Source organism: Kitasatospora sp. NPDC092039 (assembly GCF_044756065.1).
Lineage (GTDB): Bacteria > Actinomycetota > Actinomycetes > Streptomycetales > Streptomycetaceae > Kitasatospora.
Map to the genome: position 1 here is coordinate 83,240 of NZ_JBIVSD010000001.1, position 21,727 is coordinate 104,966.

Below are 21,727 nucleotides of genomic sequence, written 5' to 3' on the forward strand. Positions count from 1 at the left end.
CACCGGCGGCCGGGGGCGTGACGACGACACCGATGGTGTCGTTGCCGTCGGAGCACGGGACGGCGGGGGCGGTACCGGTGACGTGGGTTTCCGGGACGCGCAGGCCGGACCTGGTGGAGGTCAGGGCGTTGCAGTCGGTGGGGTCGATGATGGCGTGGGCGCTGACCGCGTAGGTCTGGGGGCAGTCACCGGCGGCCGGGGGCGTGACGACGACACCGATGGTGTCGTTGCCGTCGGAGCACGGGACGGCGGGGGCGGTACCGGTGACGTGGGTTTCCGGGACACTCAGGCCCGACTCGCTGCAGGTGAGGGCGTTGCAGTCGGCCGGGTCGACGATCACCTCGGCCTTCAGCGGGTCGGCGGCATTGGCGTTCCCGGTCAACGCGATGCAGTCGCTGTCGGCGAATCGCCTCTGGGCAGGGGGCATGGCGCACACTCCCGGTGCTGTCGTGGTGGGCGAACGTCAGCTCCGCCACGACGGCCCGGGCCCCACTCATCCCAGGACTGCTTCGGCAACCGTGACGAACTAGTGCCCAAGCCGCTCGACGCCTTCGCCCTACCGCGCTGCGACTCAACCGCTGGGGTACGAACTACCCCGCCGGTGAATTACCCATTCGGCTCACCCTGAAAGATAGATAGCATCCGAACGAGTGATTAATAATGCAAGATGGATTTCGTGCGCGAGTTGACCTCCCTCCGGTCGTGACCTCCGACTCCTCGCCGGCGGCGCGGGGGCGGTGAGGGGCGCCCCCGCGAGCGCCGCGTTCGGACTGGAAGGGGCGTGGGCCGACGAGGGGGGCGGGGACGGTGAAACTGGGACCAGGTCGGAGGTCGGGGATTCCGGTCACGACGGACTAATGCATTTCTTCCGTCTTCGTCGTACGGGTACCGGCCTGGGCGTCGGGCGCAGGATGCCACCATCGGGATCCGTGCTTCGACCACGTCGACCGCACGTTTCGACGGGCTGGGGTTGTCGACCCGGCGGTCCGACCAGGACGGCCGGTGCGGTGGCTCACCGTTCGACACCCCGGCCAGGGCCTCGGACGGGCCCGCACCGTGGGGCCGTCCAGCCGTCAGGGGCCGTCCAGCCGTCAGGGGCCGTCCGGCTGTCAGGGCCGTCCGGCCGTCAGAGGGTGACCGGGACGGCCGCCGTGTCCGCCGGGGCGGTGGGATGCTCGGTCCGCACCGCGTCCGCCGGGACCTCGAAGACGATGACGAGTCCGTCGCGTTCGTTTCCCTGCTCGCCGACGCGGGTGAACCCGAAGCCCGCGATGGTGGCCAGGGAGGCGGTGTTGTCCGAGCTGACCCTGGCCCGCACGGTCCTGACACCGGGTTCGGCGGCGGCCCTGGCCAGCAGTGCGGTCAGCATGGCCCGGGCGTAGCCCTGGCGGCGGTACCCGGGCACGACGGTGAAGCCGACCTCGACCATGCCGGCCTCGTCCGGCGGGCCGTGGAACCCGGCGTCGCCGACGACGACCCCGTCCGGTTCGGAGACCGCGGCCCGCGTGATCCAGGGCCCGGCCGAAGGGTCCTCGGCCAGCTGACCGGCGCGGTAGCCGAAGATCCGACGGGCCCGGTCGCCGACGAAGTGCGGGTCGAGGGCGACGCCGGCCTCGGCGCTGCCGCCGGCGAGGTCGCCGTCGGCGAGCGCCTGCAGCGCCTTGGCGCCGAGCTCCACGAAGCGGACGCGCTTGGGGATGGGGTGGGGTGCGTTGTTCATCGCGGAGATGTTTGCCCAGCGGTCGACGGGCTGTCCAGTGCTTTACGCGGCGGGCGGACCCGTCGACCCGCAGGAGGTGCGAGGGCCGTGCGGTGCGCACGGCCCTCGCACCGGGTGTGGGCGCCCCGTTCCCGCCCTCGTCGTCCGGAATCCGCACATGGTGGTGAGGTGTGCGGTGTGCCGCGTCACTTGTACGCGGTGCTGAGCTGCGGTGTTGGTGGGGAGTCGAACCCCTGCGCTGCTCTTCACACGCCAAGGGCCGGATGAACCGCCGGCCGCGGTCTGTGCACGCCTCCCTGACGACTACCTGCTTCCCACACCCAGTTCGTGGGGTCAGTCCTCGATCAGGTCGATCTCCCAGTTGGTGCGCTGGATCAGCGTGTCCACCTCGCGGATCTCCTTGGCCAGGAGATCCGCCCGGGCACGGAGCTCGGCGACCGGCAGGGCGGAGAGGATCCTGAGCTCGGACCTCAACTGCCGTACGGCTCCGCGCTGGTCACGGCCGGAGGCGGCATCGGCGGCCGCGGTGATCACCGAGTGACGCAGCCGCAGGACGTCCCGACGGGCGAGGGCGTCGGTGAGAGTGCCACCGCCCTCGATGACCGCGGTGGAGTTGGTCCGGTTGATCTGCCGGATCAGCCGCTCCAGCTCGTCCAGCACCTCCCCGGCCTGGGCCAGGGCCTCCGCCGCGTTCTCGGCCGGCTCCTCGCCCTCCTGGTAGCGGGCGTTGCCGACGACCCGCGCCCGCAACTGCTCCACCTGCCGCACCGCGGCCGCGCGCTGCGCGAGCGCCTCAGCCAGTTTCACGGGGTCGTCACCTCTCCCTGCTACTGATCGTCCGGCAAGTATGCACATCAGACTGTCGGCACGATCACCGGGGGTGGGGCGGGGCGGCGGCGCGCAGAGCCCCCGGCGCCGTCCGCCCCTGACGCCTCAGGCCCGGGTGTCCGTCCACAGGTATTCCATCTGGCGGGCGGTGCGACGGGCGAGTTGCTCGCCGAAGAGCCGGGCCACGACGTGCAGGCTGGCGTCGATGCCCGCACTGATTCCCGCGGAGGTGACGATGTCGCCGTCGTCGACCCACCGGACGTCGGTGCACAACCGGACGTCCGGCCACCGCCGGGCGAGTTCTTCCTGGTCCTCCCAGTGGGTCGTGGCCGGACGGTTGTCCAGGGCGCCGGTGGCGGCCAGCAGGAAGGCACCGGTGCAGATGCTGAACGTCAGCGCGGAGGTCCTCCGGCGCCGGGCCAGCCAGTCGACGACCTTCTCGTCCCTCTCGACCGCCGTGGTGACGCCACCGGGGATCACCAGCACGTCGAAGGGCGGGTCCTCGTCGAGGGTGTGGTCCGCGACGATCGTCAGTCCGCCGCGGGCACGGACCGTCCTGACGGTCGGCGCGACGGTCAGGACGCGCAGCAGGGGCTCGTCGGCGGCGGTGCGGGCCAGCCGACCGGCGGTGCTGAAGACCTCGAACGGGCCTCCCAGGTCGAGGACTTCGACCTCGTCGAAGACGAGCATGCCGAACGTCAGCGGAGCGGTGGTGTCAGGTTTCATGCCACCAGGTTCGGGCTTCGCGGACGCTCCCCGAGAGTGTCGGAAACGGCAGCGGCCGCTAGGATTCCGCCATGCGCCACCACCGGATCGCCTGCCTCGCCTTCGACGGGATGGGCCCGTTCGAGCTCGCCACGGTCGCCGAGGTGTTCGCGGTCCCCCGGCCGGAGCTGGACGTGGACTGGTGGTACCGGTTCGAGCTGTGCGCCGAGACACCCGGGCCGCACCGGGTCGTGGGCGGCTTCGACATCGTGGTGCACCACGGCCTGGGCCGGCTCCGGCACGCCGACACCGTCATCGTCCCGGGGGTCGCGGACGTGCGCCGCGACGTCTCCCCCGCGGTCCTGGAGGCGCTGCGGGCCGCCGCCGCGCGAGGAGCACGGGTGGCGTCCGTCTGCAGCGGCGCGTTCGCCCTGGCCGCGGCGGGCCTGCTGGACGGCAGGGAGGCGACGACGCACTGGCGGCACGCCGGTCTCCTCCAGGAACGCCATCCGGAGGTGCGGGTGAACGCGTCGGTGCTCTACGTCGACCACGGATCGGTCATCACCGCCGCCGGGACCGCCGCCGGCATCGACGCCTGCCTGCACCTCGTCCGCAAGGACCACGGCGCCGACGTCGCCGCCCGCGTGGCGCGCCGCATGGTCGTGGCCGCGCACCGCGAGGGCGGCCAGGCCCAGTTCGCGGAACACCCGGTGGGCAGGGCGCCGGCCGACGACCCGGTGGTCAGCGCCGTGCGGTTCGCGCTGGAGAACCTGCACCGGCGGCTCGCCGTCGACGAACTGGCCGGCGTCGCGCACCTGTCGGTGCGGCAGTTCGAACGCCGGTTCGTCGACGCGACCGGCCTGCCGCCGGGACGCTGGATCACCCGCCAGCGGATCCGGGCCGGCGCCGCGCTGCTGGAGTCCGCGGACCATCCGATCGACGTCGTGGCCAGCCGGGTGGGCCTGACCGTCGCGGGCTTCCGCCGCCACTTCCGGGAGGCGATGGGCGTCAGCCCCTCGACCTACCGGCGCCAGTTCCGGCCGGCCGGGTAACGGCACCGAGGACCGTCACGGCGCCAAGCCCGTCCGGGCCCTCGTGCCCGTGGCGGAACCGACGGCCGGGGCTACGGCGTACCGCCCTGCTGACGGCTCATCCACTCCTCGATCGCCCGCTCGGTCCTGACGAGTTCCTCGGTCGGGCTGAACTGCAGAAGCTCGGTGCCGGCGTCCACGTACGGCCGGTGTCCCGGCGGCTGGTAGAACGCGTCCCCGGCCTCGTACACCTCCTCCTGGTCCCCGGAGGTGAAGCGCACCCGTCCGGCGATGACGTAACCCCAGTGCGGACACCGGCACGCCCCGCCTGGCAGCGCCTGCAGCGGCCCGTCCAGGTCGGCGTCGGCGGCGAAGGACACGAATTCGACGGTGTACCCGTCCATCTCCTCGCGGCGGTCGGTCACCGGCCCGAATTCCTGGACCTTCGTCGCGGACAGTCTGGATACCTTCGGCATCGCGGTGACTCCTCTCGGTGATGACTCCGAGACTTCCCGTCGTTCCGAGTCGACCACTTCGCGCAGTGGGGCGCATCCGGAGAGGACGGCCCGCTTCGAGCCACCGGCGTCCCCGCCCGGACGGCCGGGTTCAGCCTCGGGCGGGGTGGGTGGGGGCTTCCCAGGCGGTGTAGCCGCCGAGGAGGTCGGAGACGTCGGGGTGGCCGTGGTGGCGCAGGAGGCTGGCGGCGACGGAGGAGCGGTGGCCGCCGGCGCAGTGGACGACCAGGGGGCGGTCGGCGGGGATCTCGTCGAGGCGGGCGGGCAGTTCGGCCAGGGCGATGTGCAGGGACCCTTCGATGGAGCCTGCTTCGCGTTCGCCGCGGGTGCGCACGTCCAGGACGGTGGGGGGCTGCTCGCCGTCGAGGGCGGTCCGCAGCTGGTCGGCGGTGAGGCGGTTGGCGGGGGTGAGGTCGTCGGCGAGGGCCGGCAGGGCGGTGCCGGGGTCGCGGAGGTAGCCGGCGATGTGGTCGAAGCCGATGCGGGCGAGGCGGAGGACGACTTCGTCCTCGCGGTCCTGCGGGGCGATGATCGCGAGGGTGCGGTCGGGGGTGAGGACGGTGCCGGCCTGTTCGGCGAAGCGGCCGTCGAGGGGGACGTTGACGGCGCCGCGCAGGTGTCCCGCGGCGAAGTGCTGGGGGCTGCGGGCGTCGAGGACGACGGCGCCCGCGTTACGGGCCTCCTTCAAGCCCCCGGGGCACAGCGGCCGGGCGGCGTTGGTGCGGTCGAAGAGCTCGCGCTCGCGGCGGTTGAGGTCGGCGTCGTGGCCGAAGTAGGCGGGGGCGGCGGACTGGCCGGCGGTGACGATGCGGAGGAAGGTGTCCTGGTCCATGGGCCGGCACGCGTAGTTGGTCAGGCGCTGCGCGCCGATGGTGGAGCTCTTCTCGGTGGAGAGGTTCTTGCCGCAGGCGGAACCGGCGCCGTGGGCGGGGAAGACCAGGGTCTCGTCGGGCAGGGCCATCAGCTTGCGGTGGACGCTGTCGTAGAGCATGGCGCCGAGTTCCTCGGCGGTGACGCCGGTGGAGGCGAGCAGGTCGGGGCGGCCGACGTCGCCGATGAACAGCGCGTCTCCGGTGAGCACGCCGTACGGGACGGTGTCGTCGGGCTGCTCGAAGACCAGGATGCTGATCGACTCGGGCGTGTGCCCGGGGGTCTCCATGATCTGCAGGGTGACGTCGCCGAGTTCGATCCGCTCGCCGTCGGCGAGCTTGCGGATCGGGTACTCGGTCTCCGCCCGCCGCCCGTACCCGATCCAGGCGCCGGTGCGGTCGGCCAGTTCCAGGTGGCCAACCAGGAAGTCGGCGTGGAAGTGGGTGTTGACGACGCCGACGACGGTGAACCCGCGGGCCTCGGCATCGGCGACGTACTCGTCCACGTCACGCCGCGGGTCGACCACCACGGCGCGGCCGGTGCGCTCGTCGGCGATCAGGTACGAGGCCTGGGAGAGGCAGTCGAGGTAGAACTGGGCGAAGTACACGGGGACCCTCCTGGGCGGATACGGGCGCCACAGCGCCGTCTTGGATACCCCCCCTCGGTATATTTGCGAGCATACGGCCCTTCGGGCCAATACGGGCGGGGGTATGCCGAACGATTTCGATAATACCCCCGGGGGTACTATGGTGGGCATCGAGGGGGACGGCCGCCGCCACCGAGCCGGTACGGGCGGGGCCGAGGCCACGCCGCCGCTTCGGGCCACCGGGCCCGCACGGACGCCCGCGCCGCCCCCGATTCGCCGGCCCACTGCGGGTCCGGGCTGCACCACTGGAGACACCCCATGCCCTTGCTGCCGCACACCCACGGACCGAACGCGCTCGGACCGAACACGCCCGGTCACACCACCCCCGCAGAGGCCCACGAGCTCGCCCGCACCGGCGCCGCCGTCCTGCTCGACGTCCGTGAGGCCGCCGAGTTCACCGCCGGGCATGCGCCCGGCGCGCTACACCAGCCGCTGATCGGGCTGGTCGCCGGCGTCCCGCTGCCGACCGCGGCGGCCGGGCGGACCGTGCTCGCGGTCTGCCGCTCCGGCAACCGCTCCCGGCGCGCGGCGGAACTGCTCGCCCGGCGCGGCGTCCAGGTGCTGAACGTGGCCGGCGGCATGGACGCCTGGGCGCTGTCCGGGCTGCCGGTCACCACGCCCGGCGGCGCTGCCGGGCACGTGATATGACCACCCTGCTGCTGGCGCTCGCCGCCGGTGCGGTGGTCGGGCTCGCCCTGGGCGGGCTGGGCGGTGGCGGCAGCATGCTCGCCGTTCCCGCCCTGGTCTACCTGCTGGGCTTCAGCCCGGCGCTGGCCACCACGGCCAGCCTGGTGATCGTCGCCGCGACCTCGCTGACCGGGCTGCTCGCCCACGCCCGGGCGGGCCGGGTCCGCTGGCGCACCGGCGCGCTGTTCGCCGCCGCCGGACTGCCCGCCGCCATGGCCGCCGGGGCGCTGTCCGCCCGTCTGCCGGGTGCGCTGCTGACCGGCGCCTTCGCCGTGCTGGCGGCGCTCGCGGCCTGGCGGATGCTGGTACCGCCCAAGACCGAGAAGCAGGAACGTTCCGCGGCAGGTCCCGGCCGCTCCACCGCGACCGGCGCCGGGCTCGGCGCCGTCACCGGGCTGCTCGGCGTCGGCGGCGGCTTCCTCGCCGTACCGGCCCTGGTCTCGGTGCTCGCCTTCACCATGGCCGAGGCGGTCGGCACCAGCCTGCTGGTCATCACCGCCAACTCGCTCGCCGCCCTGCTGCCCCGCCTCGGGGCGACCGGCGCGATCGACTGGGCCGTGGCCGCCCCGTTCACCGGCGCCGCGATCCTCGGCGCCTGGGACGGCAAGCGGCTGGCCGACAAGCTCAGCGGGCGCACCCTCCAGAAGGCCTTCGCCGTCGCCCTGCTCGCCGTCGCCGCGCCGATGCTGATCACCACGCTGAGCTGATCGCCGGGCACCCCCGATCCAGATCCCCCTCCCCCACCGATCGCCCCCTCCCGAGAGGACTCCCCACCCCATGACCACGCCGCTGACCGTCGAACAGCTCCAGCCCCGCCTCGGGCAGCTCACCCTCATCGACGTCCGCTCCCCCGGCGAGTACGCCGCGGGCCACATCCCCGGCGCCCTGAACGTCCCGCTGGACCGACTCGACCGTGCCCTGGCCGCGCTTCGCGAGGCCGCCGGACAGGGCGAGGTCGCCGTGGTCTGCGCCGCCGGGCCGCGCGCCGAGAACGCCTGCCGACAGCTGGCGGACGCCGGCGTTCCGACCCTCACCCTCACCGGCGGCACCAACGCCTGGGCGGGCGCCGGCCGCCCGCTGGACCGGGCGGCCGGTGCCCGCCGGGTGTGGGCGCTGGACCGCCAGGTCCGCGTGGTGGCCGGCTCGCTGGTGCTGGCCGGCGTGCTGATCGACCTCGCCCTGCCGGGCGCCCGCTGGGTCTCCGCGGCCGTCGGCGGCGGGCTGGCCTTCTCCGCGCTGACCAACACCTGCGCCATGGGCTCGGTGCTCTCCCGGCTCCCCTTCAACCGGCCCCGCGCCGGCGCGCCGAGCCTGGAGGAGACGCTCGCCGCCCTGAAGGCCTGAGCCCCGGCCGAACGCTCCCACCACCAAGCCCGAGCCCCGAGCCCGGCACGCAACGCCCGGACGTGAAGGCCGCTGCCCACCCCCGTGGGGCAGGGGCCTTCACCCGTTCTCCCGGCCGCCTCCCGGAAGCCGTCACCGCGCGTCCCGTTGACGTGGCCGGGCCCACGATGTGAAATGTCACCCATCACATGCGATGCATCATAGCCCTGGATCCACACCCCGCCTGATTTGAACGTTCAAAGCCCTCGCCCCTCACCGACCGGAGGTAGCTCCGCCATGCCGCCCCGCCCCCGCGCCTTACCCACCGGTCTCGCCCTGCTGACCGTCCTCGCCGCCCAGGCCCTCGGTGCCGCCCCGGCCCCGGCCGCCGCCGGAGCACCACTCGTCGACGGCGGCAGCTACCGGCTCGGCTCCGCCCTGGACGGCAGCTGCCTCGGCCCGCAGTACGCCCAGCCCGCCCCCGGCACCCCGGTGGTCGGCGCGGCCTGTGGGCGACTGCTCAGCCAGCGCTGGCGGCTACGGCGCACCGGCAACGACTACCTCCTGGTCAACGCCGCCAGTGGCCGCTGCCTCACCCTCGGCGCCCCCCGCGCCCCCGGCGGCCCGGACCGCCGCCCCGCCACCGCCGACTGCGGCAGCTCCCCCGAGGCCGAGCGCTTCACCGTCTCCCGCGCGCCCCAGGGCACCTACACCCTCACCGCCCGCGGCACCGGCGGCTGCCTCACCGCCGACCCGGCGCCGGTGGAGCACGACCACCACTGCGACAACCACCCCGCCCACCGCTGGACGCTCACCCGCGCCGAGCCGCTGGTCCTCGCCGACCCCGGCTTCGAACAGGGCTCCGCCGGCTGGACCTTCACCGGGCACACCGGCACCGCCACCAACAACCCGCACGGCGGCAGCCGCCTCGCCTACCTCGACGCCGGCCCCGGCCACGCGGTGAGCCAGCAGGTGACCGCCGTGTCCGCGGGCTCCTACGACCTGTCCGCCTGGATCGCGACGGGCGGCGCCGGCGGCAGCCTCTCGGTGAGCGTCAACGGCACCGTGGTGCGCACCCTCCCGCTGCCCGAGCAGCCCCTCTACGCGAAGTACACCCTCCCCCGGGTGGCGGTCGCCCCCGGCGACCGGCTGACCCTCACCATCGGGTCCTCGCCCACGGGTTGGGTCAACGTGGACGACGCCGCCGTCGCCCCGTCCGCCCCCAACGACCCGGTGGTCAGCTCCTCCGACCCGGAGGTCGTCGCCCTCTTCGACTGGGCGAAGGCCAAGGCCAACAGCTGGGTGCAGCAGGCGGGCGCCACCGGTGTGCTCGACCAGGACGAGAACCACCCCGGCGGCACCGGCACCACCACCTACGACGCCACCTACTGGGCGGGCTACCCGTTCCGGTCCGCCTTCTACAGCCGCGACTTCGCCCACCAGCTGGTCGGCGCCCACCTGCTCGGCCTGGACGCCGAGAACAAGACCATGCTGCGCGGCTTCGCCGCCTCCGCCACCGACGTCAACCGGTTCTACCCGGTCTGGGCGCTGAACCTCGACGCCCGGAGCTACGCCGCCATCGACTACCGCGGCCCCGACCGCTTCGTGCGCGAGCTGCCCGCGCCGTTCGAACTCGTCCAGCAGGCCGGCGAGGCCTTCCGCTGGACCGGTGACCGCGACTACGCCGAGGACCCGGGCCTGGGCCGCTACGTCCGCAACACCCTCGGCCCGTTCATCGCCGGCCACCCCGGCCCGGTCGACAACGGCGGGGTGCCGATCCCGCAGGCCGCCAGCCGCAGCATCTTCGCGGGCACCGCCAGCTACGCCGAGAACGCCACCCGCACCTACGCCGAGGCCGGCGACGCGGTCGGCGCCCAGTACCAGGCCTACCTCGCCGCCGCGACCCTGGCCGACGCCCGGGGCGACGCCGCCTCCGCCGCCGACTACCGGAAGGCCGCCGAGACCCTCCGTTCGTACGTCAACTCCACGTGGAGCGTGGACGGTTCGCAGCCCGGCGAGGTCGTGCACGGGTTCGACACCACCGGCAAGCCGATCACCGGCTGGGGCTACGAGGCCAGTGTGCTGATGCCCGTCAAGCAGCTGCTCGACCCGGGCCCGCGCCGGGACGCCCACCTCGCCGCCATCGACGCCGCCGACTCCGGCCCGGAGCGCTCGGCCAACCTGGAGGCCTACACCTACCTGCCGGACGCCTTCTTCGCCAACCACGACGGCGCCACCGCCTGGAAGTGGATGCGGCACGTCTACGAGAGCGTCGGGGAGCCGCACGTCAGCGGCGCCATGCTGAACGGCGACTACCCCGAGGTACCGTTCACCCTGCTCGCCCAGACCGTCCAGGGCCTGCTCGGCGTCACCCCGGACGCCGCCGGCCGCGCGCTCGCCACCACCTCGCGCCTGCCCGCCTCGATGGGCTGGCTGCAGGTCGCGGGCATCCCGGTGGGCACCGGGACGGTGACCGTCCGCCACGAGGGCGCGCTGCGCAGCACCGTCACCAACACCGGTACCGAGCCGCTCACCTGGGAGGCCCGCTTCCCCGGTCGGCACGCCGGCCTCACCGTCGACGGCGAGCAGCGCGAGGCCCGCACCACGACCGTCGACGGCCTGGCCCACACCTCCACCACCGTGACCATCGCCCCCGGCCGCTCCGCGACCGCCGCCGTCACCGACTGACCCCCACACCGCACCACCGCGGCCGGCCGGCCCCACCCGGCCGGCCGCGTTCTCTCCCCGGAGACCATCCTGACGAACCGCCACGTCCCCCACATCCTCAGGAGTGCGCACATGCGCCGACCCCGCCGCCGTTTCGCGGCCTCCCTGCTCGCCCTCGCCCTCGCCACCGCCGGCCTGGGAGCCGTCGGTCTCGGCACGGCCGCCCCCGCCGCCGCGCTCGGCGACGGCAACGCCCTGACCCCGCCGATGGGGTGGAACTCCTGGAACTCCCTCGGCACCGAGGTCACCCAGGAGCAGGTCGTCCAGACCATCGACTTCATGGCCGCCAACGGACTGGTGGCGGCCGGCTACGACACCGTCACCGTCGACGACGGCTGGTCGCTGTGGCACCGCGACGGCCAGACCACCGACCTGGTCCGCAACGCCGACGGCGGCCTGCAGCTGTACGACGACGCCGGGAACCCGGTCAGCGGCACCGACGGCACCGGCAACGACCCCACCTCGGGCCACCTCGTCCCGCGCCCCGACCACTTCCCCGCGCGGACCGTCGACGGGCGCACCGTCAACGGCATCGAGTACCTCGCCCGCTACGCGCACGGCAAGGGCCTGAAGTTCGGCCTCTACGCCACCGACACCTACCTCACCTGCCAGATGCACCCGGGCAGCCTCGGCCACGAGTCCACCGACGCGGCCGACTTCGTCTCCTGGGGCGTCGACTTCGTCAAGTACGACGACTGCCCGTACGGCCCGGCGATCACCGGACCGGACGGCCACGACTACGGCACCCAGGGCGAGGGCAAGGAGCTGACCCGCTCCGTCTACACCCGGGTGCAGACGTTCCAGCGCGCCCTGGACGCCGCCTCCGCCGCCCAGGGCAGGCCGAAGGTCACCCTCAGCGTCTCCGCGCAGCCCGTCCACACCGGCGTTCCGTACCTGCTCGCCGCCGACGACCCGGCCCGCAGCGACCCGGTGGTCCGGGCCGCCGGCACGGCCCCCTTCCACGCCCCCGGCTACGCGCCCACCGGCGTCTGGTGCGGCCAGGTCGCCCACCTGTGCCGGATCGGCGGCGACCGGAGCAGCGAGCTCGACGGGGTGCTCTGGAACGGGCAGTTGCGCACCGCGCTGGACTACCCGGGCAACGTCCGCCCGGGCAGCTGGAACGACCTCGACATGATGTTCGCCGGCTGGCAGGACCCGTACGGCCTGTGGGGCACCACCGACACCTGCCCCTGCCACAAGCCCTTCACCGACGACGAGTCGCGGACGGAGACGTCGATCCTCGCGATGCTCGCCGCGCCGCTGATCTCCGGCGCCGACCTGCGCACCGCCGCACAGTCCCGGCACAGCGCGGACGGCTACACCTGGTCCACCGGGATCAGCGACGCGAGCCTGGCGATCCTGAAGAACCGCGAGGTGATCGCCGTCGACCAGGACAGCCTGGCCCGGCCCGCCACCCTGGTCGGCGCCCGGCCCGCCGACGGCCGCGCGCCGGTCGTGCTGAAGCGGCAGCTCGCCGACGGCGACACCGCCGTGCTGCTGGTCAACCAGGACCCTTCGGCCGGCCGCACCGTCGCCACCAGCCTCGCCGAACTCGGCCTCGCCGGCTCCGGCTACCGGGCCAGGGAGCTGTGGACGGGGGCGGGTTCGACCGTCACCGGGCCGCTCGGCGCCGCCCTCCCGCCGCACGGCGCGGCCCTGTACCGGCTCACCGCCGGGTCGGCGGGCGAGCCGTCGGACGTGGTCGACGACGGCGGGTACCACACGCTGACCAGCGGCGGCCTCGCGCTGTCGCTGCTCGGCTCGTGCACCGCGCCGCTGGGCTCGGTCACCGACCTGGAGCCGCGGCGCGGCGGTGACCCGGCCCAGCAGTGGACCTTCACCTCCAACCCCGACGGCACCGTCCGGATCAGCGACGGCTGCGCCACCGGCCCGCACCGGCACACCGTGCTCTCCGCCGGGGCCTCGGCCGGCGACAGCGCCTACCTGCTCGACCTGGCGCCCGGCAATCCCTGGCAGGAGTGGCGGCTGACCCAGGGCCGGGCCGGCGGCGTCACGGTCACCAACGTCGCCACCGGCCTGGCCCTCGACGCCGGCGCCGGCACCGCCGGAACGCCCGTCACCACCCGCCCGGCCGTCGGCCAGAGCTGGGCCCTCGGCTCCTGAGAACCCTCACCTGTCCCGGGTGCCGGCCGTCCGCCGAACGAGGCGGGCGGCCGGCATCCGCACCAGCACCGCGAGGCTCAGGCCGAAGATCAGCACGCCCAGCGGGACGTGGACCGCGGGAACGTGGGCCACCCCCAGGACGACCTGGGCCGAGGCGAGCACCAGGAACCCGGTGGCGTGGAGGATCGGGCGGGGTGAACCGCCGCCCGGCCGCCAGGCCAGGACGGCGGCGAGCAGGTACAGCATCGAGGCCCCGTACATCACCCGGGCGCCGACGCTGTGCAGGGTCTCGCCGTAGGAGGTGGAGAGCAACAGGCCGGCCGTGGCCGCCTGGAAGAAGACGGCGGCGGTCTGGAGCGCGACGGAGCCCCGCAGGTAGGCGCGGGTGCGCTGTTCCACCACCGTCTTCGACGACGCTTCCACCGGCTGCCCTGCCGTGGTCTGCACGGCCATGGTGCGGCCCCCTCTTCTGCCTCGCGGCGGTTGGTCGGTAGTGTCCCGCTGATCCGACGACACAGGCCGGCGAAGTGTGAGGTCCGGTCGGTGACGGGTGAACAGGACCAGGGAGCGGAGCGGCACCGGACATGACCAGCGAAGCGGAACTGAGCGTGATCGTCGGCGAGCGGCGGCAGCTGATCAACCTCGCCTACCGGCTGCTCGGTTCGCTGGCCGAGGCCGAGGACGCGGTGCAGGAGACGTACGCCCGCTGGTACGGGCTGTCGCGGCGGCAGCGGGAGGACGTCGTCTCACCGGGCGCCTGGCTGACCACGGTGGCCACCCGGGTCTGCCTGGACCTGCTCGGCTCGGCGCGGGCCCGGCGGGAGCGGTACGTGGGCGAGTGGGTCCCCGAACCGCTGCCCGACCGCGGCGAGTGGATCGGCGGCCCGGCCGGCGGCAGTGGCGGCCCGGCCGATCCCGCGGACTGGGTCACCCTGGACGAGTCGGTGGACATGGCCCTGCTGGTCGTCCTGGAGGCGATGACCCCGGCCGAGCGCGTCGCGTTCGTCCTGCACGACGTGTTCCGCTACCCGTTCCCCGAGGTCGCCGAGATCGTCGGCCGCACCCCGGCGGCCTGCCGGCAGCTGGCCGCCTCCGCCCGCCGCCGGGTCGCGGCCGCGCGGGCCCCGGCGGTGCCGAGGGGCGCGCAGGCCGGTCTGGTGCGGCAGTTCAAGGAGGCCTGGGAGGCCCGGGACATCGCGGCCCTGGTCGGCCTGCTCGCCCCCGGTGCCACGATGACGGCCGACGGCGGCGGTCTGGCCGGCGCGGCCCTGCGCCCGGTGGCGGGCGGCGAGCGGATCGCCCGGTACCTGGTCCACATGGCCGACAAGGCCCCCGGGCTGACGCTCCTCGAACGGTCCGTCAACGGCCGCCCCGGCCTGGTCGCCCGGGCCGGCGGCGTCACCGCGACGGTGGCGGCGTTCGGCCTGGCGGACGGCCGGATAGCCCGCATCTGGGCGGTCCGCAACCCGGAGAAGCTGCGCCCGTGGACGGCGGAGGACCCCCGCGACGGCTGAGTCCCCGCCCTACGGCCCCTCCACCACCACCTCCACCCCCGGGCACGCGCGCGCCAGGTCCCGGAAGAACCGGTCCCCGTCGATCGCCGCCTCCGGCGGGTGCACCCCCGCCCGTCCCGCGGTCCCGTCCAGCAGTTGGGCCAGCCCCAGCCCCGCGGGGACGCCCGTCGCCTCGGCCATGTCGGCCAGCAGCCGGTCCGCTCCCCCCAGCCGGACGAGGACCGTCGCCGGGCGGCCGTCGCGGGTGCCGGTGGCGGCGGCGAAGAACGGCGGGAGGGTGCCCGGGCCGCGGAAGCGGGCGGCGCGGGCGGCGGCGCGCAGGATGCGGCGCAGGGCGGGGCGGTCGAGGTCGGCGGCGGCTCCCTCGTTGGTCAGCCGCCCGGCGTCCAGGTCCTCGCGCAGCACGTCCAGGTAGGCGGCCGTCCCGGCCCTGACCACCATCAGGTCGGCCGCGGCGCCGGCGGGCCGCAGGCCGCGGTGCAGGGTGACCGGTTCCGGGTGGCCGACGGTGTAGGCGGTGCCGCGGTGGCCGCCGGGCAGGTCGAGGGCGACCGGGCGCAGCGGGGGCCGCCGGACGAGCCGGCCGTCCTCGACCACCGCGACGGTGCCGCTGATCTGCTGCATCCAGTGCACGGCGGCGGCCGGGACCGCGCCGCCCGGGTCGGGCGGGGACGCCTCGGCCGGCGGGTCGGGCCGGGGGCCGACGTCGACCGGCCAGGCGGTGTACAGGTCCGTCAGGGTGTCGAGGCGGGCGGCGGCCCGGGCGGCGAGCAGGTTGCTGACGCCGGGGCTGGCGCCCATGCCGACCACCGCCCGCACCCCGGCGGCGCGGGCCCGGCCGTCCAGTTCCAGCATGGCCAGGGTGGGTTCCCAGTCGTCGCAGATGTCCAGGTAGTGGGTGCGGGTGCGGATCGCGGCGCGCAGCACGTCGAGGCCGTAGCGGTAGTACGGGCCGACGGTGTTGAGCACGGCGTCGGCCCCGGCGAGGGCGGTGTGCAGCGCCGGGCCGTCCGTGACGTCGACCCGGGTGGCGCGTACGGGCACCGGTGCGTCGGCGGCGAGTGCGGCGGCGGCGCGGCGGGCGGCGTCGGGGTCCCGGTCGGCGACGACCAGTTCGTGGACGCCGGGCAGCGCGGCCGCGACCCGGGCGGCCGTGCGGCCCATCGCGCCGGCGCCGCCGAGGGCGAGCAGCTTCATCGCGGGTCAGCCCTTCCGGTGGTCGAGCGAGGCCAGGAAGTCGCGCATGCCGTCGAGGTAGCCGGGGGCGAACAGCGAGCGCGGGGCGGCGACGGCGAGGAGGGTGCTGCGCAGTTCGGAGTCCTCGACGTCCTTGGGCACCATGGTGTGGGTGGCGTCCTGGAGGCGCAGCACCCGGAGCAGACCGGGGGTGGTGACGAGGCGGCGGTACCCGGCCTCGGTGTCGTCGCTGTCGACGTTGAGGTCCCGGCCGCCGAGGACGAGCTGCACCGGCACCCGGAGGGCGGCGAGGTCCTCGGTGGCGTCGGAGAGGTGGTTGCGCTTGTCGAACGCCCACCGCTCGGGGCTGAGCCCCTCGGTGTCGCCGCCGGCGGCCCGGTACTGCTCGAAGGTCGAAGCGGCCCGCAGGGCGGCCAGGTTGCGGTCGCTGCGGGCGACGGCGGCGGCGGTCTCCTCGGGCGAGGCGTGCCGCTCCCGGAGTTCGGCGAGCAGGTTGTAGCGGCCCTGCCGGAGCCAGTTGACGGCGGGGCCCACGGCGATCACGAACTTCACGTCCGGCGACTGCCGGGCCGCCTTGGGCATCACCCAGCCGGCCTGGCTGGCGCCCCAGAGGCCGATCCGGTCCGGGTCGATGCCGGGCTGGGTCTTCGCCCAGCGGATCGCGGCGAGGGTCTCGTCGGCGCGGTCCTGCATGCTCTGGTCGAGCCAGTCGCCGGGGGCGCCGGCCACGCCGGGCTTGTCCCAGGAGAGCGTCGCGTACCCGGCCTTCGCCATGGCCTCCCAGAGCGGCCGGTAGAAGGTGTCGTGGGTGGCGTCGACGGGCCCGTCGCCGTGGACGAAGACCACCAGCCCGTACGGTCCGTGGCCGCCGGTCGGCCTGGCCAGCACGCCCTGGAGCGGCTGCCTGCCGCCGGTGACGGTGACGCGCTCCTCGTCGAGGTCGTACTCGTTCTGGTACACCACCCAGCCGCACACGCCGACCAGCAGCACGGCCACGGACAGCAGCGCTCCCCAGAGCCACCGGCGCCTGCCGGACATCCACATATCGCTCACCCCTCGATCGATCGTTTCGAAAACGACCGTAGCAGAAATGAACGCACTAGGATGATCGTCATGCAGGAGATCCCGACCCGGGTACTGGTGGACGCGATGGTCCGCGCCGACGGCACGGTCGACTGCGGCGACCTCTACGCCGTGGCCGGCCGGCTCGGCATGAGCGACCAGCAGGTCCGGCTCACCGTCAAGCGCCTGACCGCCGACGGCCGCTTCGTCCAGGAGGGCCGCGGCCGCCGGGCACTGCTGCGCGCCACCGCCGCGACCCGCCGCGAGATCGAGCCGGACGTCGGGTACCTCGCCCTGATGTACGCCCAGGACCGCGGCGAGGCCCCCTGGGACGGCGCCTGGCACCTGGCCGGGTTCGCCGTCCCCGAACGCGACCGCAATGCCCGCGACGGGCTGCGCGAGGCCCTGCTGCGGCTCGGCGGCGCCCCGGTGCAGAACGGGCTCTACGTCTCGCCGCACCCCTGGGAGCCGGACGTCCGGGAGGCGGCCGGCGCCCTGGGCGTGCTCGGCAACCTCACCCTGCTCAGCACCCGCGACCTGACCACCGGCGACGCCGCGGCCCCCCGGGACCTCGCCCGCCGCTGGTGGCCGCTGGACCAGCTCGCCGAGGGCCACCGCCGCCTGGCCGCCTTCGCCGCCGACCGACTCGACCGGCTCACCGCGGGCGGCCTGTCGGAGACCGAACTGCTCACCGTGGCCGTCGAGTTGGCCGCCGTCTTCACCGAGGCCTGCGAGCCCGACCCGCTGCTGCCCCCGGAGCTGCTGCCGCGGCCCTGGCCCGGCGCCGAGGCCCGCGCGCTGGTCGCCCGCTGCTGGGCCCTGCTGCTCGCCGACCCGGCGCCGGGCGCGCCCCGGCTGTTCGACGCCTACGCGGAGGTGGTCGCGGCGGTCACCGGCTGACCGGCGCCGGCCCACCCGCCTCGGCGTCCTCGTCGGCGTCGGCCCCGGCTTCGGCGTCGGAGTCCGGCACCACCGGCTCCGGCAGCGTGCGGAACAGCGCCCAGCTCAGCACCGGCATCAGCACCAGCGGCAGCAGCGCCGTACGCAGCGAGGTGGCGTCCGCGAGAGCGCCGATCGCCGGGCTCGCCAGGCCGCCGATGCTCACCGTCAGCCCGAGGGTGATCCCGCTCGCCGTGCCGACCCGCGACGGCAGGTAGTCCTGCCCGAGGGTGACCTGCAGGGAGAACGGCACGTACAGCCCCGCCGAGGCCAGCGCCACGAACAGGTACAGCACCGGGCCCGGCACCAGCAGCACCCCGGCCACCGCGACCGCCGCCACCAGGTAGGACCGGCGGGCCACCGCGACCCGCCCCCAGCGGTCCGCCAGCGCGCCGCCCAGCACCGAGCCCACCGCGCCGCCCGCGTACAGCACCACCAGCGCCGCGGTGCCCGCCGCCGGACCGCCGCCGAGGCGCTGGGCGGTGAACAGCGACAGGAAGGTGCTCAGCCCGACGAAGGCGACCGAGCGGCAGACCACCGCCAGCGACAGCCTCAGGAAGGCGGCCCGGTCGTCGGCGGCCGGCGCCGGCGCCCGCACCGCCCCGGCCGCCCGGCGCCGCTCCAGCTCCCGCAGCACCGGCAGGCAGAGCGCGGCGCCCGCGAGCGCGGGCACGGCCAGCAGCGGGGTCAGCCGCAGGCCGCCCGTCCCGACCACGGCGGCGACCAGCAGCGGGGCGGCCCCGAAGCCCAGATTGCCGCCCAGCGAGAACCAGGCCATCCCCCGGTGGACACCAGGGCCGCCCTGCCCGGCCCCGGCCCGCTGTGCCGCCAGCCGGGCCACCCGGGCCGACTCCGGGTGGTAGGCCGCCACCCCCACCCCCGACAGCGCCACGAACGCCAGCGTCAGCCCGTACGAGCCGCTCACCCCGCTGAGCGCGATGCCCGCGCCGCCCAGCAGGGTGCTCACCGGCAGCAGCCAGGGCAGCGGGCGGCGGTCGGTGAGCGCCCCGAACAGCGGCTGCGCCACCGAGGAGAGCAGCGAGGCGGCCAGCACCACCCCGGACACGGCGGCGTAGCCGTAGTGGCGTTCGGCCACCAGGAAGGGCACCAGGGCCGCCACCGCGCCCTGGTAGACGTCCACGCAGGAGTGCCCGACGGAGAGCAGCAGGATCGACCCGCGGTCGGAGGTTCGCTTCGGCATGCCGCCCATGCTCGGGCCCGTCACCCCTGTCGGGCTTCCGATAATCTGCCAAGTGATGCCGAACATCCGCCACGACCCCGTCGCCCCGACCAGGGCCCAACTGCTGCCCTCCGGCGGCATGATCGACGCCCACCGGCACGACGAGCACCAGATCGCCTACGCCGCCCGCGGCGTGCTGAGCATCACCACCGACGCCGGATCGTGGGTCGCCCCCGGCAACCGCGCCCTGTGGATCCCGGCCGGCACCGTCCACGCCCACCAGGCCCACGGCGAACTCGAACTCCACCTGGTCGGCCTGCCCGCCGCCGACAACCCGCTCGGCCTCGACCGCCCGACCGTCCTCGCCGTCGAACCGCTGCTGCGCGAACTGATCGTCGCCTACACCCGCACCCCCGGACAGGACGGCCCCGAACGCTCCCGGCTGCGCGCCGTCCTGCTCGACCGGCTGCGCGCCTCCCCGCAGAGCCCCCTCCACCTGCCCACGCCCGCCACTCCCCTGCTGCGGGCGCTGTGCGCGCTGCTGGAGGCCGACCCGGCCGACGGCCGCACCCTCGCCGAACTCGGCCGCGCCGTCGGCGCCAGCGACCGCACCCTCTCCCGGCTGTTCCGCGCCGACCTCGGCCTGACCTTCCCCCAGTGGCGCACCCAACTGCGCCTGCACCACGCCCTGGTGCTGCTCGCCGAGGGCCTGCCGGTCACCGCCGTGGCCCACCGCTGCGGCTGGGCCTCGGCCAGCGCCTTCATCGACGTGTTCCGCCGCGCCTTCGGCCACACCCCGGGCGCGCGGGCGCCCCGCTGAACGGCGTCGGCCGCACCTTCGAGCGAGCGGCGTGGGAGGCTTGGGGCCATGTGCGGCCGCTTCGTCTCCACCACCACGCCCCAGGACCTCGTCTCACTGCTCGGAGAACTCCGGTGGGACCCGGCCGAGACCTTCGCGCCGAGCTGGAACGTCGCACCGACCGACCCCGTCCCGGCCGTCCTGGAACGCGTCGACCGGGACACCGGCGAGATCCTGCGCCAACTCCGGCCGCTGCGCTGGGGCCTGGTCCCGTCCTGGTCCAAGGACCCGTCCGGCGGCGCCCGCATGATCAACGCCCGCTCGGAGACCGTCGACACCAAACCCGCCTTCCGCAGGGCCTTCACCGCCCGCCGCTGCGTGATCCCCGCCGACGGCTACTTCGAGTGGCGCGAGGTCCCGGCCGGCGCCGACCGCAAGAAGTACAAGCAGCCGTACTTCCTCAGCACCGGCGGCGTGATGCTGATGGCCGGCCTCTACGAGTTCTGGCGCGACCGCACCCTGCCCGAGGACGACCCGCTCGCCTGGCTCGCCACCGCCACCGTCATCACCACCGACGCCACCGACTCCGCCGGCCGCGTCCACGACCGGATGCCCCTCACCATCGCCCTCGACGACCTCGCCACCTGGCTCTCACCCGCCCACACCGACCCGGCCGAACTCCACCACCTGCTGCGCCGCCCCGCCGACGGCGACCTGCGCGTCCGCGCGGTTCCCACCACCGTCAACAGCGTCCGCAACAACGGCCCCCAGCTCCTCGCCGACGCCCCCGACCCGCTGGGGCTCGCGGACTGAGGCCGGGCCGCCTCAGGTGCGCTCGAAGCCGTGGGTGCGCCCGATGACCTCGAAGCCCCGGCGGCCGTACCAGCGGCGCGGCCAGTCGTCGGACTCGGCGATCAGGAAGCGGGTGCCGCAGCCCGCGTCCGCCGCCCGGCGCAGCGCGGCGGCCAGGACGGCGTCGGCGTGGCCGCGCCGCCGGTGCGCCTCGGCGGTCATCAGGTCCTCGACCTGGGCGATCCCGAGGGCGGGTTCGAGGTACAGGTCCGTCCAGGCGGCCACCTCGCCGTCCGCGGCCCGGGCGCCGAGCAGCTGGACGCGTTCGGCCCCGCGCCGGCCGGCCGCCCGCCGGTCGACCAGCATCCGGACCACCTCCTCGTCCGCCTCCGGGAGCGCCGCGCGCCAACTCGCGGCGAGCGGCGCCCGGATCGCCTCCAGACCGACCTCCTCGACGCCGCGCCCGTCGCCGGGGGTGGGGACCGGGCCGGTGTGCAGCATCACCAGGTAGCTGCTGTGCCGGTACCCGGCCCGCCGGAAGGGCTCGGCGCACGCCTCCCCGAAGTCCCCGTCCAGCACGGTCACCACACGGAACGGCCGCTCACCCATCACCCCGTCCACCAGACCGGGCAGCTCGGCCGGCGCACCGTCGGCACGGTCGAGCAGCACCTGGTTGTGCGACCACGAGTCAGCGAAGGTGTCGTCGAACACCGCGACCCCGCCCGGGAGTTCGACCGTGCGCTCGGCTCGCCGACGTACGGAGCCGACCAGGAAGGAGCGGATCCGCCGCAGTTCGTCATCCGTCATAGCGGCACTCTAGCGACCGTCGCCGAGGCCGCCCGCGCCTTCTGCGATGGCACGGTCCGTGCCGGCCGGCGTCGCGGCGAACCCCACCGGCGCCCGCGCCGTACGGCGGTCGTGCGGTGAGCGGGACGGGCCCGGCGCGTCGGGTGGACGCGCCGGGCCCGTCATGGTGCGGTGGCGCCGGCCTCGGAAGGCCTGGCCGGGAGGCTCGGCCCAGGACCGGGCCGGGAGGCTCGGTCAGTGCCGGGCCTGGAGGCTCGGCTC

General features: G+C 74.9%; 21 protein-coding genes. 10 read left to right on the forward strand and 11 right to left on the reverse strand.

The annotated features are described in order from the left end of the window. From ACIQI7_RS00375 to ACIQI7_RS00390, 4 genes are all read right to left on the reverse strand, one after another. Positions 1 to 427: hypothetical protein (locus ACIQI7_RS00375; protein WP_401103400.1), on the reverse strand; the 427-nt coding region annotated here is incomplete at its 3' end. Between the two features lie 699 nt (positions 428 to 1,126). Continuing rightward, entirely contained in the window at positions 1,127 to 1,720 is a 594-nt protein-coding gene (locus ACIQI7_RS00380) for a GNAT family N-acetyltransferase (RefSeq protein ID WP_401103403.1), read from the reverse strand. 333 nt (positions 1,721 to 2,053) lie between these two features. Then, complete coding sequence (locus ACIQI7_RS00385; RefSeq protein WP_401103405.1) at positions 2,054 to 2,527, reverse strand: DIP1984 family protein; 474 nt, start codon at positions 2,525 to 2,527, stop codon at positions 2,054 to 2,056. A 126-nt stretch (positions 2,528 to 2,653) separates the two neighbouring features. After that, on the reverse strand, positions 2,654 to 3,274 hold the full coding sequence (locus ACIQI7_RS00390; RefSeq protein ID WP_401103407.1) for a DJ-1/PfpI family protein: 621 nt from the start codon (positions 3,272 to 3,274) through the stop codon (positions 2,654 to 2,656). 71 nt (positions 3,275 to 3,345) lie between these two features. Between ACIQI7_RS00390 and ACIQI7_RS00395 the strand changes: the two genes are divergently transcribed. Further along, positions 3,346 to 4,305, forward strand: coding sequence for a helix-turn-helix domain-containing protein (locus ACIQI7_RS00395; protein ID WP_401103409.1), 960 nt, complete (start codon positions 3,346 to 3,348; stop codon positions 4,303 to 4,305). A gap of 71 nt (positions 4,306 to 4,376) precedes the next feature. Here ACIQI7_RS00395 and ACIQI7_RS00400 read toward each other — a convergent pair whose 3' ends face one another. Both ACIQI7_RS00400 and ACIQI7_RS00405 read right to left on the reverse strand, forming a co-directional pair. Beyond that, positions 4,377 to 4,760: a cupin domain-containing protein gene (locus tag ACIQI7_RS00400; RefSeq protein ID WP_401103411.1), complete on the reverse strand. Its 384-nt coding sequence runs from the start codon at positions 4,758 to 4,760 to the stop codon at positions 4,377 to 4,379. Between the two features lie 130 nt (positions 4,761 to 4,890). Continuing rightward, the gene (locus ACIQI7_RS00405) at positions 4,891 to 6,276 is read right to left on the reverse strand and encodes a rhodanese-like domain-containing protein (RefSeq protein ID WP_401103413.1); all 1,386 of its coding nucleotides are present in this window, start codon (positions 6,274 to 6,276) and stop codon (positions 4,891 to 4,893) included. A 297-nt stretch (positions 6,277 to 6,573) separates the two neighbouring features. Between ACIQI7_RS00405 and ACIQI7_RS00410 the strand changes: the two genes are divergently transcribed. From ACIQI7_RS00410 to ACIQI7_RS00430, 5 genes are all read left to right on the forward strand, one after another. Next, positions 6,574 to 6,963 carry a rhodanese-like domain-containing protein gene (locus ACIQI7_RS00410; RefSeq protein WP_401103415.1) on the forward strand — a complete coding sequence of 130 codons (390 nt, stop codon included), beginning with the start codon at positions 6,574 to 6,576 and terminating at the stop codon, positions 6,961 to 6,963. Further along, positions 6,960 to 7,709 carry a sulfite exporter TauE/SafE family protein gene (locus ACIQI7_RS00415; protein ID WP_401103417.1) on the forward strand — a complete coding sequence of 250 codons (750 nt, stop codon included), beginning with the start codon at positions 6,960 to 6,962 and terminating at the stop codon, positions 7,707 to 7,709. The genes ACIQI7_RS00410 and ACIQI7_RS00415 overlap by 4 nt, the downstream gene beginning before the upstream one ends. A 70-nt stretch (positions 7,710 to 7,779) precedes the next feature. Then, positions 7,780 to 8,346, forward strand: a complete 567-nt coding sequence (locus ACIQI7_RS00420; protein WP_401103419.1) for a rhodanese-like domain-containing protein — start codon at positions 7,780 to 7,782, stop codon at positions 8,344 to 8,346. 276 nt (positions 8,347 to 8,622) lie between these two features. Next, positions 8,623 to 11,013, forward strand: coding sequence for an RICIN domain-containing protein (locus tag ACIQI7_RS00425; RefSeq protein WP_401103421.1), 2,391 nt, complete (start codon positions 8,623 to 8,625; stop codon positions 11,011 to 11,013). Between the two features lie 111 nt (positions 11,014 to 11,124). Further along, the gene (locus tag ACIQI7_RS00430; RefSeq protein WP_401103423.1) at positions 11,125 to 13,176 is read left to right on the forward strand and encodes an alpha-galactosidase; all 2,052 of its coding nucleotides are present in this window, start codon (positions 11,125 to 11,127) and stop codon (positions 13,174 to 13,176) included. 6 nt (positions 13,177 to 13,182) lie between these two features. On the opposite strand, the gene ACIQI7_RS00435 is transcribed toward ACIQI7_RS00430, so the two are convergent. Continuing rightward, positions 13,183 to 13,629 (reverse strand): hypothetical protein, encoded by a 447-nt coding sequence (locus tag ACIQI7_RS00435; RefSeq protein WP_401103425.1) that lies wholly within the window; start codon positions 13,627 to 13,629, stop codon positions 13,183 to 13,185. A gap of 131 nt (positions 13,630 to 13,760) precedes the next feature. Between ACIQI7_RS00435 and sigJ the strand changes: the two genes are divergently transcribed. After that, a complete protein-coding gene (gene sigJ, locus ACIQI7_RS00440; protein WP_401103427.1) occupies positions 13,761 to 14,690 on the forward strand; it encodes an RNA polymerase sigma factor SigJ in 930 nt (309 codons plus the stop codon). Positions 14,691 to 14,699: 9 nt separating this feature from the next. Here the strand turns inward: sigJ and ACIQI7_RS00445 are convergent, their stop codons facing one another. Beyond that, complete coding sequence (locus ACIQI7_RS00445; protein ID WP_401103429.1) at positions 14,700 to 15,887, reverse strand: saccharopine dehydrogenase family protein; 1,188 nt, start codon at positions 15,885 to 15,887, stop codon at positions 14,700 to 14,702. Positions 15,888 to 15,893: 6 nt separating this feature from the next. Beyond that, entirely contained in the window at positions 15,894 to 16,925 is a 1,032-nt protein-coding gene (locus ACIQI7_RS00450) for an alpha/beta hydrolase family protein (protein ID WP_401103431.1), read from the reverse strand. 75 nt (positions 16,926 to 17,000) lie between these two features. Between ACIQI7_RS00450 and ACIQI7_RS00455 the strand changes: the two genes are divergently transcribed. Next, positions 17,001 to 17,849, forward strand: a complete 849-nt coding sequence (locus tag ACIQI7_RS00455) for a PaaX family transcriptional regulator C-terminal domain-containing protein (protein WP_401103433.1) — start codon at positions 17,001 to 17,003, stop codon at positions 17,847 to 17,849. Here ACIQI7_RS00455 and ACIQI7_RS00460 read toward each other — a convergent pair. Further along, positions 17,839 to 19,089 (reverse strand): MFS transporter, encoded by a 1,251-nt coding sequence (locus ACIQI7_RS00460; RefSeq protein ID WP_401103434.1) that lies wholly within the window; start codon positions 19,087 to 19,089, stop codon positions 17,839 to 17,841. The two genes, ACIQI7_RS00455 and ACIQI7_RS00460, sit on opposite strands and share 11 nt — an antisense overlap. A gap of 55 nt (positions 19,090 to 19,144) precedes the next feature. Between ACIQI7_RS00460 and ACIQI7_RS00465 the strand changes: the two genes are divergently transcribed. Continuing rightward, on the forward strand, positions 19,145 to 19,888 hold the full coding sequence (locus ACIQI7_RS00465; protein WP_401103436.1) for an AraC family transcriptional regulator: 744 nt from the start codon (positions 19,145 to 19,147) through the stop codon (positions 19,886 to 19,888). Positions 19,889 to 19,936: 48 nt separating this feature from the next. Then, a complete protein-coding gene (locus ACIQI7_RS00470; RefSeq protein ID WP_401103438.1) occupies positions 19,937 to 20,680 on the forward strand; it encodes an SOS response-associated peptidase in 744 nt (247 codons plus the stop codon). Positions 20,681 to 20,692: 12 nt separating this feature from the next. On the opposite strand, the gene ACIQI7_RS00475 is transcribed toward ACIQI7_RS00470, so the two are convergent. Then, on the reverse strand, positions 20,693 to 21,466 hold the full coding sequence (locus tag ACIQI7_RS00475; RefSeq protein WP_401103440.1) for a GNAT family N-acetyltransferase: 774 nt from the start codon (positions 21,464 to 21,466) through the stop codon (positions 20,693 to 20,695). Between the last annotated feature and the right edge of the window lie 261 nt (positions 21,467 to 21,727).

Bases quoted from the DNA above. Each gene is read 5' to 3' on its own strand.
- ACIQI7_RS00415 (WP_401103417.1), top strand. From the start codon at position 6,960: ATGACCACCCTGCTGCTGGCGCTCGCCGCCGGTGCGGTGGTCGGGCTC.
- ACIQI7_RS00460 (WP_401103434.1), bottom strand. From the start codon at position 19,089: ATGCCGAAGCGAACCTCCGACCGCGGGTCGATCCTGCTGCTCTCCGTC.
- ACIQI7_RS00420 (WP_401103419.1), top strand. From the start codon at position 7,780: ATGACCACGCCGCTGACCGTCGAACAGCTCCAGCCCCGCCTCGGGCAG.
- ACIQI7_RS00400 (WP_401103411.1), bottom strand. From the start codon at position 4,760: ATGCCGAAGGTATCCAGACTGTCCGCGACGAAGGTCCAGGAATTCGGG.
- ACIQI7_RS00450 (WP_401103431.1), bottom strand. From the start codon at position 16,925: ATGTCCGGCAGGCGCCGGTGGCTCTGGGGAGCGCTGCTGTCCGTGGCC.
- ACIQI7_RS00455 (WP_401103433.1), top strand. From the start codon at position 17,001: ATGCAGGAGATCCCGACCCGGGTACTGGTGGACGCGATGGTCCGCGCC.
- ACIQI7_RS00470 (WP_401103438.1), top strand. From the start codon at position 19,937: ATGTGCGGCCGCTTCGTCTCCACCACCACGCCCCAGGACCTCGTCTCA.
- ACIQI7_RS00435 (WP_401103425.1), bottom strand. From the start codon at position 13,629: ATGGCCGTGCAGACCACGGCAGGGCAGCCGGTGGAAGCGTCGTCGAAG.
- ACIQI7_RS00410 (WP_401103415.1), top strand. From the start codon at position 6,574: ATGCCCTTGCTGCCGCACACCCACGGACCGAACGCGCTCGGACCGAAC.
- ACIQI7_RS00425 (WP_401103421.1), top strand. From the start codon at position 8,623: ATGCCGCCCCGCCCCCGCGCCTTACCCACCGGTCTCGCCCTGCTGACC.
- ACIQI7_RS00445 (WP_401103429.1), bottom strand. From the start codon at position 15,887: ATGAAGCTGCTCGCCCTCGGCGGCGCCGGCGCGATGGGCCGCACGGCC.
- ACIQI7_RS00390 (WP_401103407.1), bottom strand. From the start codon at position 3,274: ATGAAACCTGACACCACCGCTCCGCTGACGTTCGGCATGCTCGTCTTC.
- ACIQI7_RS00465 (WP_401103436.1), top strand. From the start codon at position 19,145: ATGCCGAACATCCGCCACGACCCCGTCGCCCCGACCAGGGCCCAACTG.
- ACIQI7_RS00380 (WP_401103403.1), bottom strand. From the start codon at position 1,720: ATGAACAACGCACCCCACCCCATCCCCAAGCGCGTCCGCTTCGTGGAG.
- sigJ (WP_401103427.1), top strand. From the start codon at position 13,761: ATGACCAGCGAAGCGGAACTGAGCGTGATCGTCGGCGAGCGGCGGCAG.
- ACIQI7_RS00395 (WP_401103409.1), top strand. From the start codon at position 3,346: ATGCGCCACCACCGGATCGCCTGCCTCGCCTTCGACGGGATGGGCCCG.
- ACIQI7_RS00475 (WP_401103440.1), bottom strand. From the start codon at position 21,466: ATGACGGATGACGAACTGCGGCGGATCCGCTCCTTCCTGGTCGGCTCC.
- ACIQI7_RS00430 (WP_401103423.1), top strand. From the start codon at position 11,125: ATGCGCCGACCCCGCCGCCGTTTCGCGGCCTCCCTGCTCGCCCTCGCC.